The organism is Microcystis aeruginosa FD4 (assembly GCF_009792235.1).
GTDB classification, from domain to species: Bacteria; Cyanobacteriota; Cyanobacteriia; order Cyanobacteriales; family Microcystaceae; genus Microcystis; species Microcystis viridis.
Window position 1 is genome coordinate 375,731 of record NZ_CP046973.1, and the last position, 17,310, is coordinate 393,040.

A 17,310-nucleotide genomic window follows, 5' to 3' on the forward strand; every position below is an offset into this window, starting at 1 on the left:
ATCACCAATCCCCTTAGAGCTGCCCAGGAAAATCTATGGTAAGTTTTTTTAAGAAGCTATTGACAAAAAAAAATCAAGGTGTTGGGTTAGAGATTACCCCAGAGTGCCTTAACGTCGCTCAGATCGCCAAACAGGGACAAAATTATAAATTAGTTAAATATTGTTCGTCGGCTCTCCCGGAAGGCATCTTTGAGGAGGGAAAAATCGTCGATTCCCCCGCTTTAGCGGAATTGATCCAGGAAGTCCTCAAGGAAAATAAAATTAACAGCAAACGAGTCGCTACTGGTGTCCCCATGCGCGAGTCAATTATCCGGATTATCCCCATTCCTTCGGAATTGGACGAGCAGGAATTGCGAGATCTGGTCTTAAATCATGAGGCTAGTTTATACCTTCCCTATCCTCGCGAGGAGGTGGATCTCGACTACCAAAAACTGGGCTACTTTCAGGATGAAGACGGGATTGAAAAGGTACAAGTCTTATTAGTTGCCACTCGTCGGGAGATTACCGATGCCTATAGGTCAACCCTCCAACGGGCAGGATTACAGGTGGATGTGCTGGAAATTAATAGTTTTGCCCTAATTCGGACGATTCGAGAGCAGTTGCGACAATTTAGTTCCAATGAAGCCGCCGTTATTGTTGATATAGAATTTGATAACACGGAAATTGCCATCGTGGTGGACGGCGTTCCCCAATTTTCCCGCACTGTCCCCATCGGCACCTTCCAGCTACAAAATGCCCTTTCCAGGGCGATGAATTTGCCCACCTCCCGCAGTCCTGATATTCTTTTGGGAATGACAATCCCGGTTACGGCCTTTGATAGTCTTAGCACCAATACCGGCACTTCCGGAGTCTCTACTAACCCTGGGATGACGGCACTGATGCGGGTTTTAGGGGAATTAACCGATGAATTGCGGCGATCGATTAACTTCTATCTTAACCAAAGTGATGACCTGGAAATCGTCCAGTTACTTTTAGCTGGCCCCGGGGGCGGTATAGCGCAACTAGACGAGTATTTTACTCAACGTCTCAGCCTCCCCACCATGGCAATCGATCCGATCACATCACTGAACTTAGATACAACTCAAGAGATTCCTAATACCCAAAGACCGGGTTTAGGAACAGTTCTCGGTTTAGGATTACGGGAGGTATAGACAAAAATTATGTATAGTCTTGACGTTAATTTTCTTAAGGATCGCCATCTTCAGCAAACGGCCAAAGGAACCGCCGCGGCCAAGATTTCCACCGCTATTAACCCGCGTCCACAAACACCCCTGTGGATCGGTGTGGGAGTGGGGGCCGGATTATTGGCACTGACGGGATTACTCGGTTTAATCGTCGGTGGGCAAACCAGCGAAACCCAAGTCAAAATTCAGCAACTGGATGCGGAATTAGGTCAACTGCAAGCCGAAAGTAAAAAATAGAGGATTTAAAAGCGCAATTAACGGCGGTAGAAGGAGAAAATCAGGCACTGGTGACTGTATTCAATCAGATTAGGCCTTGGTCAGCTATTCTTCAGGAAATTCGCCTGCAAACTCCCCCTAGTGTCCAGCTAACCAGTGTGCAACAGGTGGAGGTTCCCGCTGCCCCAGATCAAGGGCAACCGAATCCGGCCACTCAGTTAAAAATTAGTGGTTTTGCCAGTAGTTACGAAGCAGTAAATGATTATCTCTTAACCCTGCAAGCTTCTCCCTTTTTAGAGGGCAAGAAAACGGCGATCGAAAGTGCTGCCTTGGCCGATTTACCCGTACAGGTGGCTAATCAGTACAAGAATATTAGTGTTACTTTCCCCCAAGCGGTTCAATTTGTGATCACCACCCAATTAAGTGATACTCCCGCTACTCAACAACTGTCCAATCTTGCCCGGAATGGAGCGATCGGAGTTATCACTAGGATTAATACTCTCAAACGCCAAGGAGCCATTCAACCATGACCTTTACCGAAGAATTTGAGAACCCAGAATTAGAGGAACTTGACCAGTATCCTACCGCTTTCGGGATAACTTTTACTCCCCGCAATAGTGGGATCGCCGCCGGTGTGCTGGGTTTACTTGGCTCCTTCTATCTGCTTTTTAACTGGGTGATGCCCGCTTATAATACCTTGCAGCAACTGCAAAACGATGCGGCTGGCAAACAACAACAGATAGATCAACAAAAAAGCGGTCTCGGCCCCTCGGAATTCCCAAAAATCGAGAGTCAATTACAACAAAAAGAGGCAACTAAACAGCAAATACTCGCGCTTTTTGCTCAAGAAAAGGACTTAAGCACTATTCTCTTAGATATTAGCAATATCTTTAAGTCTCGCGATGTTAAGCTGATTAGTTTCCAACCCCAAGGACTAGAACCGGTGGTGGTCTCCGATAGTTCCCTCGGTGGCGCGGTTAATAATAAGCTCAAACGTCAAACTTTTAACGTCAAGATCGAAGGGAACTATGCTAACAGCCAAGAGGTTATTCGGGATTTAGAAAGATTACAGCCGCTCATTTTGCTGAAAAATCTGAATACCCAGCTGGAAAAGGAAGGAGCCGTGGTTAAAGTGGTTAGTATCGGCAAAAATCAAGCGACTATCGTTCCCCAATCTGATCAACCCGTTACTACCACCTTTCTTCTCGATGTGATTATTCCCCTCAATGCTGAAGAATTAGCGAAATTAGCACCGCCACCCCCCGCGGAAGGTCAACCCCCCGCCGAAGGTCAACCCCCCGCTAGTCCGCCCCAATAATAGTCTTCAATCCAGTGTCAGTATTGCGTTTTTTGTCCGTTGAATCCCGTAATTGTTGAGGAGTGAATAAAGTGAATCAGTCTCGCTATGCCCTGTTGATCCCGCAAATTGCCTCGTTTTTATTGATGGCTCCCCTGAGCGCTTTGGCCGAAACCCCCGAATCCTTCGATGGTTCAGAGTTAAAATCGACTACATCAAAAATTGAATTTTCGCAAGAGTTTAGTCAAGAAAATTTACAAAAGTCGCAAAATCAGCTTGTCCCTTCAACCGCGGCAGGACAAAAGGAAATCAGCGATCGCATTTTGGCCAGTGAAAAACTGCTCGCCCAAAGTGCGCCCCTTGTCCCCAATCCCGAAATTATCATTCAAGGCGCACCCCAAGCTCCCGGTGTTCCCACCCTACCCCGGGCTGTCGCCCCACCGGTGGGAGATATTGCCATCTCTAACATCGATGCTAGTGCCGAAAAGATCAAATTTGAGCGCAATATCACCGTACCTCGTGTTTTACTCCGGGAAGCTTCCGCTAGAGAAGTGTTAATGACCCTTGCTAACTATGCCGGTTATAACGTCGTTTTCACCAGCGCCCAGGGGGAAGCCAACGCCACTTCTCAGACAGTTTCCTTGGAATTTACTAACGAATCGGTGGAAAGCATTTTTAACGCCGTGTTGTTAATTTCTGGACTACAGGCTAACCGTCAGGGTACAACCATCTTTGTTGGGGCGCAATTACCCCAAGGCGCTCGTAATCTGATTAGCCGCACCCTGCGTCTCAATCAAGTTAAAGCCGTCGCCGCCGCCACTTTCCTCGCTACCCAAGGGGCAGAATACCAGCGTTTAGTTACCCAAACCGAGGATATCGTCGATCCCCTCACCGGAAGAGTAATCGGTCGCCGGGATATTCCTCCCACTCTAGAGGCACTAACACCCCAAAACACAGAAGGCTCAAAAGCTGCCTTACTTTTAACCGGTTTAAGAATTGCCGCCGACGAGCGCCTTAATTCTATCAATTTAATCGGCGAACCCCGACAAGTCCAAATCGCCACATCTTTATTAACCCAACTGGATGCTCGTCGCCGTCAGGTGGTGGTCAATGTCAAAGTTATTGATGTCAACCTGCTCAATACGGACGAATTTAACAGTAGTTTTTCTTTCGGGTTTAACGATGGTTTCTTCGTTCAGGATAACGGGGCGGCGGTGCTGAACTTTGGTAATATGAACCCACCCAGTAGTGGGACTGTCTCCAGACCGGGGGCTTTCGCACAGCCTGTTGTGCCGATTTTCGATATCATATCGGGTACGGGGACAGCAGAAATTCAACCTTTTCTTGACATTCAGAATGGTGCTCCCTTTGGCCGTGTTAACCAGGGACCGAATAACTTTTCCGGGCGTCTGACACCCTATGCTCGCCCTAGTTTTGGTCGCACTGTTAACCCCTTCCAACCCGGTTTGAGTGAGGTTAATATTGACCCAGAGACGGGAATAGTAGAGTATACATACGAACCTCCCACCCTATTCCAATATCCCCAAAAATTCCTGATGACCCTGCAAGCCTCAATTCAGACAGGAAATGCCAAGATTCTCACTGATCCCTCCTTGGTAGTGCAGGAAGGTCAGCAGGCAGTGGTGAAACTAACCGAGAAAGTGCTGGTCAGTGTTGAAACAACAATTGATACCAATGGCAATGGCAATGAGAGAACTACAACTCCTGTGTTTGGTGATGCTGGACTGACCTTAACCGTCGATGTGAATCAAATTGACGATAATGGTTACATCAGTTTAAATGTCGCCCCTACAATTGCCCAACCTGGGCCCCCGATTCGATTTGATAGCGGTGGGGGTACAGTCAACACATTGACCCCTTTGATTACCCGGGAATTATTGTCGGGTTTAATTCGTCTTCGGGATGGACAGAGTTTAATTCTTTCTGGCATTATCCAAGAACGCCAACAGAGTTCTGAGTCAAAAGTGCCGATTTTAGGGGATATTCCCATTTTAGGGGCTTTATTCCGCAGTCGTACCAATCGCAACGATCGCTCGGAGGTGATTATTCTCCTCACTCCCAAAATCATCGAAGATACGGCCACCTCTACCCTCGGCATCAACTATCAACCCGGCCAAGATGCGGCGGAAATGCTTCAGCGTCAAGGTTTCCCCGTACAACCGCGACAGTAATCAGTTATCAGTAATCAGTTATCAATTAGACCTCGACCTAATATTATCTCAAGACCCCGTTCCCTGTCCAGAGGTGTAGAAGTCCCTTAGGCTATTTCCCGTCGCGCCTTGATTAATCTGCCGTTGGATGGCGGCGGTGAGGATGTCAACACGATCACATTTTTCGTGTTCGTGATCGTTCCCGCTACCGATGGACGGGCAATAGACCCAACCGTCCAGATCCCAGCGATCCAGCAAAGTATCGAACAGATCGGTTGTAGAGAGCGTTTATAACTCGATTTCATGAGAAGTTAGCCAAGAAAAAATTACCTCCTCAATGCTAAAGATCGATCGTTAATGTTGTTTTATCCGACTATTAAATTCCGATTAAAATTCTGGTAATGATTCGGTAGTAGTGCCGTAGCCCTCTTGCTTACCTGGTATGAATTGTGTAAAATATTTTTTAATAAAAATAATTGGCTCAAATCAGTCTTAAAACCTCTAGCTTGCTCATGACTTTTCTGATAAATATCTTTTTCTGGCTCCTGTCTGGCTTACTCAAATATCAGTCTAGCACCGAACAAAATACCCCCCCCTAGTTCACCTCTATTCCCCTGTCAAGCGTTGTGGTTCTCACCATAGGATCAAGAATGGTTCTATTCATAATGGAAAACCCAAACGTCAATGTAAAGAATGTGGTCAATCGTTTGTGATCAATCCCACTAATAAAACCGTCTCTGACGAAACCAAACAATTAATTGATCAACTCTTGCTCGAACGAATTTCCTTGCGAGGAATTGCTAGAGTAACAGGGGTAAGTTGGTCATGGTTACAAAACTATGTCAACAATAAACTGGCGGCTGTCCCCCGTCAAATAAAGGTTTCGGATAAACCAAAAGGTAAATTGGTTAGAGAATTTGATGAGATGTGGTCTTTTGTTTTTCTAAGACGATAAAAGTTTATATTTGGCGGTTAATTGATAGAAAAACAAGGGAAATTATTGGTTGCTATGCGCGGAGATAGAAGTCGTCAATCAGCCAAAAAACTTTGGGGCCAGTTTACCAGGTGTTTACCGACAATGTGCGGTTGCTTACACAGACTTTGGGGAGTCATATAAGAACCTTATTTCTCGTAAACGTCATCGCACAGTTGCAAAGGAAACGGGTCAAACCAATCCTATTGAAAGATTAAATAGGGTCTGCTGAATAAATCTAAAAACCTTGTTGGATAGGACTTTTAGACTTTTTTACCCTCAAAAAGTGCCAGCCATTGCGGGGATCGGGGGGAAAATTCAGGGACTTTTTCTCTGAAAATTAGGTAATTGACCAGATGAAAATTGGTAAAACCCTACACCCTACACCCCACACCCCACACCCTACCCCCACGAGAAACTTTTTCAGCATACCCTAAATAATACCCTCCGGCAAAGGATAAGGATGTCTCGATTGGTCAGAAAGAGTCTCTCTTGTTCTAAAAATGTGGAGAATCACATTGGGGAGCCCTTTGGTACTTTATTCATGACTACAATGCTCAAGAAAGCAAGGGTTTGAGCTATCACCACTACAATAAAATCACTACCTTATTTTCTAGCAGTTATGATGACAGACAATCGCATTTCCTCCCCAGCAGCGCCCCTAGTGAGTGTAATTATGGGCAGTGATTCCGACTTACCCACCATGAAAGAAGCGATCGCAGTTTTAGAGGTTTTTCAGATTAGCCACGAAGTCGCCATTGTCTCGGCCCATCGTACCCCCGAAAAAATGTTTGAATACGCCAAAAACTCTCATTTAAGGGGAATAAAAGTGATTATCGCTGGAGCCGGCGGCGCTGCCCATTTACCCGGAATGGTAGCATCTTTAACCCCCTTACCCGTAATTGGAGTTCCCGTAGTCACGCGTACTTTACAAGGGTTAGACTCTCTCTATTCAATTGTACAGATGCCCGCAGGTATTCCCGTGGCCACGGTGGCGATCGGTAATGCCAAAAATGCCGGACTTTTAGCGGTTCAAATTCTCGCCACTGGTAATATTGATCTTTTAGAGCAAGTTATCGCCTATCGTCAATCCCTCACCGATTCCGTCCTCGAAAAACAAAGCAATCTTCAACGACTAGGCTATCAAGACTATCTAGAGCAGAGTTCACCTAAGTAGGGTAGATTGAGAAAAGATTAAGTAACAAATTATGAAGTAATTATGCGTTGGATCACAGCTTGTGTATTGAGTCTATTGCTCTTTTTTGCCCTACCCATAGCGGCTTATGCCGATACCCCGACTATTAGCGAAGAACAGATTAGAGAAGGGGAAGTTATCGCCGAAAAAGCCCTAGAAGCCACAGAAAAAGGGGATTACGCCCAGGCCGAAAGCTATTGGACCCAATTAGTCGCCAAATTCCCCACTAACCCCGCCGTCTGGAGTAATCGCGGCAATGCCAGAGTCAGCCTCAATAAATTAGAGGATGCGATCGCTGATTTTAACCAAGCGATCGCCATTGCCCCCGATGCTCCCGATCCCTACCTCAATCGCGGCACCGCTTTAGAGGGAGAAGGCAAATATCAAGAAGCGATCGCCGATTATAATAAAGTTTTAGAACTGGCCCCCAATGATGCCTTTGCCTATAACAATCGCGGCAACGCCGAAGGCGGTTTAGGGGACTGGGAAGCCGCCGTGAAAGACTATCGCCAAGCCACTCAACTAGCCCCGAATTTTGCTTGGGCGCAAGCTAATCTGGCTCTGGCCCTGTACGAATTGGGCAGATATCCAGAAGCAGTCCAAAAAATGCGGAATATTGCCCGCAAATACCCCATGTTTCCCGATGTCAGAGCCGCCTTAAGCGCCGTTTTATGGAGCCAAGGACAACAGGGAGAAGCGGAAAGCAATTGGGTAGCCGCCGTCGGCATGGATACCCGCTATCAAGACCTCGATTGGGTAAAAAGCGTGCGCCGTTGGCCGCCGAATATGGTTCTAGCCTTAGATAAGTTTCTTAACTTAAAGTAAAGAATGAATAAATAGTAACTTTTCTAGCAGTAGCGGGGCTGAGAGGCCAATTACCCTGAAATTAGCCATTAAGATACAATTGAGGACTGTTAGTTCCATTATCCCCGATCGAATAACCCGGCTCTGGAAAGGAAAAGAAATAGCTAGATCGGGCTGAAAACTGACGGCCGATGGCTGAATGCTATAATCGAATCACAGGGATAGATTGGACTCTATCAGTATCCGCCGCTACTGTACACCTTAAATCTTAGCCAGAATGCCAGATTTACACTTGCTTAATCTTCATCCACAAGCCCTAGAAACTGCCCTCATCCCCACTGCCGACCGGTCTTTTTCCTCCTCTCTATCCCTCGATCTCGCCACAATTAATCAACGTTTTGACTCCGCTAACGCCTCGGAAATCGTCGCTTGGGCGGAAGCCAGCTTCGGGGAAGGTTTGGTGATGAGTACCAGTTTCGGCATTCAGGCGGCGGTGATGTTGCACCTCGTCACCGCAATTATTCCCGATATTCCCGTCATTTGGATCGATACAGGCTATCTTCCCCCGGAAACCTATCAATTTGCCGAAGACTTAAGCCAACGCCTCCATTTAAACCTGAAAGTTTATCAATCTCCCCTCAGTCCCGCCCGCATGGAAGCAATCCACGGTAAATTGTGGTCAAATAACGATCTGGACTCCCTCAATCTCTACGACAAAATCCGCAAAGTGGAACCGATGCAACGGGCTCTGAAGGAATTAAAGGCCACCGCTTGGTTAGCGGGGTTGCGTCGCGACCAAACCGACCACCGCAAAACTCTGCAATGGGTCAATCAACAGGGCGAACGTTACAAAATCTTACCGATCCTTGACTGGAATGCCAAAACCATCTACGAGTATCTGACCAAATACGATCTTCCCTACCATCCCTATTTTGATCTGGGTTATGTCTCCGTCGGCGATTGGCACTCCAGTCGGCCTTTAACCGCCGATGATAGCAACGAACGAGACACCCGTTTCAAGGGTTTAAAACAAGAATGCGGTCTTCATTTGCCCTTAACCCCCGGAGAGGCACAAAGTCTCGACGCCAGTTCCCTATAACTGCTAGGGTGGGAAAATTGCCAGTGCGATTGGTATTGGGAAAGAGGATTTCAGCCACAGCTTGCAGGTTTTGGTTGAGTTCTTCGATTTCAGGAGGAGTCATATTATTTAGGGTTTGCGGCAAAAAGTTTTTCGTCGGGGTGGGGTGCAGGGTTTAGGGTGTAGGGTTTTACCGATTTTCAGGGGGTCAATTACCTAATTTTCAGGGAAAAAGTCCCTGAATTTTCCCCCTGATCACTCCCACGTCTGGCACTTTTGGATTTCAAAAAAGTCTAAAAGTCTTATCCAACAAGGTTTTTAGATTTATTCAGCCAGCCCTATTTACCTATAATGAGAATGTTTCTATTATGCACTCTGGCTTCTCCTAATTTCTTGAGTATTTATGCTTATGGCAAAAGCGGGATGCTGCCGTTTTAGAATCCTAACAAAAGTGGCATAAATCAGAAATCGTCGTATACCATTGATTTAATAAATACGTCAATTTAATCGTGGGGAGACGAGTGATATGGTAGCCCTATCCGAGAAAACCGAACAACAGCGTGTCGATATGGAAATCCCAATTTTGTTAGATCCTAGTGTCTTACGGGCAGCCAGACGCATTTATCGCATCTACTGTACCCTCAATAGCAGAGTTAGTAAACGTCCTTTCGGTGTCGCTATTAACCGCGACAATCATCGGGGCCAATTGATTTTTAACAATAAACCGATTCTTCTCCCCGGAGAGTGTTTCGTCCCGATTAAGCAAATCGAATCGGAAGCCTATTAATTTTTGTGAAGATTTGCCCTAAATATCTTGCCAAACGTCAGCTAATACCCACTGGCGTAATTTTTTTGTTTACTAACGCGATGTGCAACTAAGGAGGGACAAGAAGCTCAAAGCGTAATATATTAACTTTAGTAATTACAAAAAGAAGTAGTTCTATGAGTGACATCAAGCCAATCCAAAATGAATTTGTAACTGTCAAAGGCCCTTATGGCGTTATTAATCACGGTGACGGCTACGCCATTGTGATTGTACAAACAGGAGAATGTATTGCACGCAATATTTCCTCTTTTCTTGATTGTGTCAAAACCATTGATCACCTATTGGGGACAATGCCACCGCCACCACCGCCACCAAACGACGACAAAGAGCTAGATCGTGTTCTTCAAGATTATAAGCCTGATATTCAGCGACTAATCAGAAAATATGCTCCAGAGACGAGAAGGGTTAAAAAAAATAGTAATTTTCTTGGTTATACATGGTATAAATGCTATGACGACTCAGGAAAGGTATTAGGGCGGGTCAGAGGAAGTAGTGATGATCGCTATTGGCAGTATGGCGGTCTAGATAGTCAAAAACATTATTAAATTTACACGATGTGCAGCTAACAATGACAGAATCAGGGTTCCAGAGGATACTTTATCTCTGCTGATTTCTGAAAGCCTTGTAAATCAAGACTAAAAATATAGTCGTACACCGGGTTACTATAAAAAGATGTTCGGGAATAATCTTAACTCTACCCTAATCCAAGACCTCGATCGCCTAGAAAATCGTCTTCAGGAAATTCCCCTCGAACCGGGAGTGTACTTCCTGCGCGACCAAAATGGCGAAATTCTCTACATCGGTAAATCCAAAAAACTCCGGTCTAGAGTCCGTTCCTATTTTCGTCCCAGTCAACCCCTCAGTCCCCGCATTGCTTTAATGGTGCGACAGGTGACGGAAATTGAATTTATCGTCACCGACACGGAAGCAGAATCTTTGGCCCTGGAAGCTAATCTAATTAAACAACATCAGCCCCATTTTAATACTCTCCTCAAGGACGATAAAAAATATCCATACATTTGTATTACTTGGTCGGAAACCTACCCGCGCATTTTTATTACCCGCAAACGTAGCATAAATAACCAAAAAGACCGTTATTATGGTCCCTACGTCGATACCAGGCTGCTGCGCTACACTTTACACCTAATTAAACGCACTTTTCCCCTGCGTCAACGTCCCCAACCTCTTTTCAAAGACCGTCCCTGTTTAAATTATGATATCGGTCGTTGTCCGGGGGTGTGTCAAAAATTAATTAGTCCCCAAGATTATCGAGAAACCTTGCAGAAAGTGGCGATGATTTTTCAGGGAAGGACGGGAGAATTATTAGAGAAATTAGCGGCAAAGATGCTCGCAGCGTCGGAAAACCTAGATTTTGAACAAGCGGCCACGATTAGGGATCAAATTCGCGGATTACAGGCCCTTAATACCGATCAAAAAGTCTCTTTACCCGATGATACCGTATCCCGGGACGCGATCGCTTTAGCTAAGGACGAGCAGCATTGTTGCATACAATTATTTCAAGTGCGTTCTGGTCGTTTGGTGGGACGTTTGGGATTTTTTGCCGATAGTCAGTCAGCAAACGAAGGAGAAATCCTGCAAAAAGTCCTGGAAGAACATTATTTATCGGTGGAAGGGGTGGAAATTCCCAGCGAAATCCTGTTACCCTGCGAATTACCAGAAGCTGAGGTGTTAGCGGGGTGGTTAAGGGAAAAAAAAGGTCGCAAAGTCGAGTTAACTGTCCCCCAACGGCAAACTAAGGCTGATTTATTAGCTATGGTCGAGAAAAACGCTCTTTATGAGTTAGAAAAGACGAAAAGAAGCGCTGACCGCGATTTACAGTCTTTGCAGGATTTAGCGGTAATTCTCGATTTACCGGCACTGCCGCACCGCATCGAGGGTTATGATATTTCTCATATTCAGGGTTCCCATGCAGTGGCGTCGTCAGTGGCGTTTATCGATGGGGTGGCTGCTAATCAACATTATCGTCACTATAAAATCAAAAATCCCGAGGTTAAAAGCGGCCATTCCGATGATTTTGCCAGTTTAGCAGAAGTAATTGCCCGGCGTTTCCGTCGTTATGCTGAAAATCCCGATAAGATTGCCGAAAGTGATGATTTTCCCGATTTGGTCATGATTGATGGGGGAAAAGGACAATTATCGGCCGTGGTGACAGTTTTAGGGGAGATGAATTTATTAGAACAGGTAAAAGTTGTTAGTTTAGCTAAACAGAGAGAGGAGATTTTTTTACCGGGGGAATCCTCTCCTTTAGAGACAGATAAGGAACAACCAGGAGTGCAATTATTACGTCGAGTCAGGGATGAAGCGCACCGCTTTGCTGTTAGCTTTCACCGACAACAAAGGATGCAAAAAAGTCGCCGTTCCCGTTTGGATGATATACCGGGGTTAGGTTTTAAGCGACAAAAAGAGTTATTAGCTCATTTTCATTCTCTGGATTATATTCGCGAAGCTTCCCTAGAACAATTGCAACAGGTGACAGGAATTGGGGAACAATTAGCTAAGGAAATTTATAATTATTTTCACCCTAGGTAGGGTTTGCGGCAAAAAGTTTGTTGGTGGGGTTAGGAGGCTGAAAAAGTCAATTGGCTGGGGATGGGGTGATGGGGTGAGCCTCGTAGCGACTGTCTTGATTGTCAAGGGGGATTATACTGAGGGATTGGCGAGAATGAACACAACTCTTGCTCGAACGAATTTCCTGAAGAGCAATTGCTAGAGTAACAGGGGTAAGTTGGTCATGGTTGCAAAATTATGTCAACAATAATACAGGGCTACGCACCCGATTAGGTCAAAAAAATCCTGATAGTCAAGTTTCGGACGCTAATAGGGCAAAAAACTCTTAAATCATCACTATTTCTCCTTGGTAATGTTCGACGAAATACTGCACACGATGACGATATTCTTTAATTGTCCGATCGACCCATTCCCGCTGCTCACTGTTAGCATAGATATGCAATAAAGGCTCTCCAGCATCGGGTAAAATCAATACCCAGTCATCATTAAGGGGATTAATCACCTTCACCCCATCGATCAACTCTAGATTATCGGTAGCGTGAGTTTCCACCAGATAGCGCATCAGAGAACCCTTTACTTTCCAAGGACAGCGCACCGCCGTACTCTTATTATAAATGCGCGGTAACTCGGCCCGCACCTGAGCTAGAGAACGTTCCTGAATAGTTAACATCTCCAAAAGTTTCGCCACGCTGAACATGGCATCAAAACCGGGATGTAATTGCGGAAAAATAAACCCAGTTTGCCCAGACCCTCCTAAAACCACATTAGGATTAGTTTGACATCCTTCCATTAAAGCGCTAGGACTGGCTTTTGTCCGCACCACCCGGCCATCGTGACGACGAGCGATCTGTTCCACGGCACTAGAAGCATGAACCGGCACTACCACTGTACCGCGAGGATGGGCGGTCAGAATTGTATTCACCATTAAAGCAGTTAATTGTTCCCCGCGAATCGATAAACCACTCTCATCGACGAGGACTAATTGTTCCCCGTTAGCCGAAACTTGTACCCCTAAGTTCGCTTTCAGGGCCTCCACCACATGGCCCAATTGATGGATCAGTAACTCTCTTTCCTGCATGGAAAGGGCATTCTGACGTAAACTGGCATTGAGAACCACGGCATCACAGCCAAATTTGGCCAGTAATTCCGGTAAAATTGCCCCTGAGACTCCGTAGGCGTAATCAATGACGATTTTGGAGCTACTATTGCGAATAGCCTCCACATTTAGCTGAGTTTCAAAGGTTTTGCGGTAATTATCGAGAATATCAGCCGGATAGGACATACTGCCGATTTCCTGCATTCCCACCCGTCGCAGATCTTCTTTGAAATAAGCGCCTTCGATTTTCTTTTCCTTGGCTTTGGAAACATTAATCCCTTTTTCGTCTAAAAACTCGATTAAGAGAAAATCCGGGCGATCGGGATGAATACGAACGTGAATTCCACCGACTACGTTTAATTTAGCCACTAAAGTCCGGGAAATCGGTAAAGCATTCGCTTGTAGGTTTTGGATATTAACCCCCACGGACATTAAACCGGCAATCAGCGATCGACTGACCATGCGCGAGACACTACGTTGATCCCGGGAGACGATTACCGTTGACCCCGGTTTCAGGATAGAACCGTAGGATGCCCCCAGTTTAACGGCGAATTCGGGCGTGATATCGATGTTAGCCAGTCCCGATACTCCTCGTTGACCAAAGAGGTTTTTATGGGCAGTATTTCCCCAAATCAGGTTAATATTGAGGATGGCTCCCGATTCGATCTGTTTACTCGGCCAGACTCTGACCCCGGAGTTGATCTGCGCTTCTTCCCCCACGATCGATAATTGTCCGATCACCGCACCTTCCTGTACCTGGGCCCGTCGATCAATTCTGGTTCCTCTAGCGATCGTACAAGCGGCTAAATTGACCTCATCCCCGATCACCACACCATTCCAGAGGATGGGACGTTTCAGATCGGAACCAGCGCCGATGGTGACATTATCGCCGATGACCGAACCTCTCTCGATTAGAACATTTGCACCAATGCGGCAATGATTGCCGATCATGGCCGGGGCCTCAATGTGGGCGCTAGGATCGATATAGGTATTAGTGCCGACCCACACCCCGGGGGATTTTTCTCGATAGGGAAATTCTAGGTTAACTTTGCCAGATAAAGCATCGTATTGCGCTTCTCGGTAGGCCTCCAGATGACCGACATCGCACCAATAACCATCGGCCACATAACCATACATAGGTTCGCCCCTTTGCAGCAGCAGCGGAAACAAATCTTTAGAAAAGTCGGCTTCTTCTTTGTAGGGGAGATAATCGAGGACTTCTGGTTCGAGAATATAGGTTCCGGTGTTGACAGTATCGGAAAAAATCTCGCTGGTGGATGGTTTTTCGATAAAACGGCGAATTCTGCCTTCTTTGTCGGTAATCACTACCCCAAATTCGATCGGATTGGGAACCCGCGTTAGGACAAGGGTTGCTTTCGAGTTTTTGCTTTTGTGGAATGCGATCGCTTTTTGCAGGTCAAAATCGGTGATACTATCGCCACTAATCACCAGAAAGGTATCATCTAACCATTCGGCAATATTTTTCACACATCCTGCGGTGCCTAGGGGTTGATCCTCCTCCACAGCGTAGGTGATTTTTACCCCAAAGTCGCTGCCGTCTTGAAAGTAGTCGCGCATGACATCGGGGAGATAGTGCAGGGTGGTGATAATTTCGGTAATGTCATGCTTTCGTAGTAAATTGATAATATGTTCGGCGATCGGACGGTTGAGAATCGGAACCATCGGTTTGGGAAGATCACAAGTAAGCGGACGTAATCTTGTCCCCGAACCACCTGCCATTAATACCGCTCGCATAATTTCCTCCCAAGGCTATCTTTTCGCCGTTTTTAAATATTTTTTTCAAATTCTGGCTTTAGTTTTCCTATCTCGATCGAGCCAGTTCCTAACCGGCATTCTAACACCGTCTCCCGGATTCAGGACAATATTTTCTTTTCCCAAGTCGGCAAAACCCAAGCTTAAAATAGTAGATGTGAATTGTCTAAATCTAAGGATGAGATGACATGAGACTGGTTATTTTTATCTTAATAATTGTTTATGGTGTCGGTGGTTGGAAATTCTGGAATGGGTACAGAAGCACTAATTTTAGTTCCAGTTTACCCAATCGTTTAGCTCTAACACTGTTCTGGCCGCTTCTGTTAGCCGTTAATCCCGCCTATCGCAAGAATTTTCAAAAAGCCCTCAAGGGCAAATAAAATTAACATACTGCCAAGGTTGCGGCCATAAAACAAAAAGTAGGCGGGTATCGAGGTGTTTTTTAGCCGATTAGTCGAGATTACCCCCCCAAAAAAACCCCTAAATAATCCACGGCAATCAACAGTTTAGCCGTGGATGGCTTATTATGGTTAGGGAAAAAATTGGGGTCGTAGCTCAGTTGGATAGAGCGAGTGCCTCCTAAGCACTAGGCCGCCGGTTCGATCCCGGCCGATCCCGCCTTTTTCAGTGATCAGTGATCAGTAAACAGTAAACAGTGAAAAGATGGCAAGAAACTACTATTTAATACTGCACACTTAAAAACTCACATCTGATAACTGTTAACTTACCCACTGATCACTGATATTTATCTTCTCATTCTGCCCTTAACTTGATACCAAAACCTTCTTAAACGTAGATCGAGAGAAAAACCACGACGGGTGGGAATAACAATCGTGCCACCGATGCGATCGTGGAAAGCGCGGTTCAATTGCTCATCACCGATCGCCATACCACAATCGGCGAAAAGGGGCGAAGATAATAAAATCAAACTGAAAGGATTGCCAAAAAAAGTATTTAACCCCACCATCATTAAAGCTGCCCCGCCACCAGCGATCGCCTCTCGTTTGCTTAACTCCAAAATTCCTGGTAAACGCTGAAGTCGTAGATCGATGATCTTCATATCCAAGGCCCAACGTCCTAAACTCTGACCCTGATTCTGCGCTACTAATAACACCCGCAAACACCACCAAATCAGGAGAAAAAGGGAAAATTGCAGTACAGGCGCACTATTGGCAAAGGAGCTTAAAAACCAGATCGAGGCAAAGTCGATCAGGAAAGCATAGGCCCGACGATCTAAGGGAATTTTCGGAAATTTTTGCGGTAGATTATCTTCAGGCGGGATCGGGTAAACCATAAAGTAAATTCTCGGAAAAATCCTGCGGTTTATCTTCTACTTTAATCGGGAAATTGGCAATTCTAGGATAGTTGTCTCTTGTCTTTTTTCTCCCCCTGTCTCGGAGTCTTCTGTCTCGGGGTCTCCTCACCTAACCGAAGATTTTTGATTTTTGCAGGAGATATAATTTGGGTCTGCTGAATAAATCTAAAAACCTTGTTGGGTAAGACTTTTAGACTTTTTGTCAATCAAAAAGTACCGGACTGGGAGTGATCAGGGGGAAAATTCAGGTGGTAAAACCCTACACCCCAACCCCCAACCCCCAACCCCCACACCCCTAACACCCCAACCCCTAACACCCAACCCCCAACCCCCAACCCCCACACCCCACACCCCACCGAAAAACTTTTTCAGCAGACCCTAATTATTAATCGACTCGGAGATCTAAGCTACCATTGAGCAAAGGTAGCCCAGAATACAGGGATAATCATGGAACAAGATTCATTAACAACGGAGGTTATTCTGACCCATCCGCGGCAAAGTTTGGGAGAGATACAATTGGATTGGATGCCACAACCGGGGAATTATTTGGCCTTAAAAGGACAAACCTACGCAGTTTTGGAACGTCACCACCAGTATCAATACAAGATTGGTGGCTATTGTTTACGCAAAATTTCCCTTTATGTACAAACTGCTCCCACCCCTAACGAAAAAAGTTTGATTGAAGGACGTTGGGTGATGGGGGATGCCAGTTGTCGTTTTAACGCCAGATCTGAACTGTTGCGCTGTGCGATTAACCCTTCCGGTCCCTGTCAAGATTGTCGTTTTTACGAAACTATTAACCCTTAAAAGAGCCTTTTTTAGGGGTTAATCTGACTATTTTCCCCGCTATATT

At 45.7% G+C, this 17,310-nt stretch carries 13 protein-coding genes, 1 tRNA gene and 2 pseudogenes; 14 read left to right on the forward strand and 2 right to left on the reverse strand.

The features are described from left to right. Nucleotides 1-35 precede the first annotated feature (35 nt). The 11 genes and pseudogenes from pilM (at nucleotide 36) to uvrC (ending at nucleotide 12,294) form a co-directional block, all read left to right on the forward strand. Nucleotides 36-1,151, forward strand: coding sequence for a type IV pilus assembly protein PilM (pilM, locus tag GQR42_RS01875; protein ID WP_158198683.1), 1,116 nt, complete (start codon nucleotides 36-38; stop codon nucleotides 1,149-1,151). Nucleotides 1,152-1,160: 9 nt separating this feature from the next. Further along, a pseudogene (locus GQR42_RS29800) lies at nucleotides 1,161-1,930 on the forward strand (PilN domain-containing protein). Then, nucleotides 1,927-2,718, forward strand: a complete 792-nt coding sequence (locus tag GQR42_RS01885; protein ID WP_158198684.1) for a pilus assembly protein — start codon at nucleotides 1,927-1,929, stop codon at nucleotides 2,716-2,718. The pseudogene GQR42_RS29800 and the gene GQR42_RS01885 overlap by 4 nt, the downstream one beginning before the upstream one ends. A gap of 71 nt (nucleotides 2,719-2,789) precedes the next feature. Next, nucleotides 2,790-4,889 (forward strand): secretin N-terminal domain-containing protein, encoded by a 2,100-nt coding sequence (locus tag GQR42_RS01890; protein WP_158198685.1) that lies wholly within the window; start codon nucleotides 2,790-2,792, stop codon nucleotides 4,887-4,889. Nucleotides 4,890-5,380: 491 nt separating this feature from the next. Continuing rightward, a pseudogene (locus GQR42_RS01895) lies at nucleotides 5,381-6,073 on the forward strand (IS1 family transposase). Between the two features lie 390 nt (nucleotides 6,074-6,463). Next, nucleotides 6,464-7,018: a 5-(carboxyamino)imidazole ribonucleotide mutase gene (gene purE, locus GQR42_RS01905; RefSeq protein ID WP_158198686.1), complete on the forward strand. Its 555-nt coding sequence runs from the start codon at nucleotides 6,464-6,466 to the stop codon at nucleotides 7,016-7,018. Nucleotides 7,019-7,060: 42 nt separating this feature from the next. Next, nucleotides 7,061-7,861, forward strand: coding sequence for a tetratricopeptide repeat protein (locus GQR42_RS01910; RefSeq protein WP_158198687.1), 801 nt, complete (start codon nucleotides 7,061-7,063; stop codon nucleotides 7,859-7,861). Nucleotides 7,862-8,117: 256 nt separating this feature from the next. Next, nucleotides 8,118-8,939, forward strand: coding sequence for a phosphoadenosine phosphosulfate reductase (gene cysH / locus GQR42_RS01915; protein ID WP_158198688.1), 822 nt, complete (start codon nucleotides 8,118-8,120; stop codon nucleotides 8,937-8,939). Nucleotides 8,940-9,444: 505 nt separating this feature from the next. Continuing rightward, on the forward strand, nucleotides 9,445-9,705 hold the full coding sequence (locus GQR42_RS01920; protein WP_158198689.1) for a hypothetical protein: 261 nt from the start codon (nucleotides 9,445-9,447) through the stop codon (nucleotides 9,703-9,705). A gap of 155 nt (nucleotides 9,706-9,860) precedes the next feature. After that, on the forward strand, nucleotides 9,861-10,289 hold the full coding sequence (locus tag GQR42_RS01925) for a hypothetical protein (protein WP_158198690.1): 429 nt from the start codon (nucleotides 9,861-9,863) through the stop codon (nucleotides 10,287-10,289). Between the two features lie 127 nt (nucleotides 10,290-10,416). Beyond that, nucleotides 10,417-12,294: an excinuclease ABC subunit UvrC gene (gene uvrC / locus GQR42_RS01930; protein WP_158198691.1), complete on the forward strand. Its 1,878-nt coding sequence runs from the start codon at nucleotides 10,417-10,419 to the stop codon at nucleotides 12,292-12,294. 304 nt (nucleotides 12,295-12,598) lie between these two features. On the opposite strand, the gene GQR42_RS01935 is transcribed toward uvrC, so the two are convergent. Beyond that, complete coding sequence (locus GQR42_RS01935) at nucleotides 12,599-15,124, reverse strand: mannose-1-phosphate guanyltransferase (protein ID WP_158198692.1); 2,526 nt, start codon at nucleotides 15,122-15,124, stop codon at nucleotides 12,599-12,601. Nucleotides 15,125-15,330: 206 nt separating this feature from the next. Between GQR42_RS01935 and GQR42_RS01940 the strand changes: the two genes are divergently transcribed. Together GQR42_RS01940 and GQR42_RS01945 are read left to right on the forward strand one after the other, a co-directional pair. Beyond that, entirely contained in the window at nucleotides 15,331-15,522 is a 192-nt protein-coding gene (locus tag GQR42_RS01940; protein ID WP_044034059.1) for a hypothetical protein, read from the forward strand. Nucleotides 15,523-15,686: 164 nt separating this feature from the next. After that, a tRNA-Arg gene (locus GQR42_RS01945) sits at nucleotides 15,687-15,760 on the forward strand. A 127-nt stretch (nucleotides 15,761-15,887) separates the two neighbouring features. On the opposite strand, the gene GQR42_RS01950 is transcribed toward GQR42_RS01945, so the two are convergent. Then, nucleotides 15,888-16,436, reverse strand: coding sequence for an RDD family protein (locus GQR42_RS01950; RefSeq protein WP_158198693.1), 549 nt, complete (start codon nucleotides 16,434-16,436; stop codon nucleotides 15,888-15,890). A 468-nt stretch (nucleotides 16,437-16,904) separates the two neighbouring features. Between GQR42_RS01950 and GQR42_RS01955 the strand changes: the two genes are divergently transcribed. Further along, a complete protein-coding gene (locus GQR42_RS01955; protein ID WP_002747143.1) occupies nucleotides 16,905-17,264 on the forward strand; it encodes a DUF6464 family protein in 360 nt (119 codons plus the stop codon). Nucleotides 17,265-17,310 lie beyond the last annotated feature (46 nt).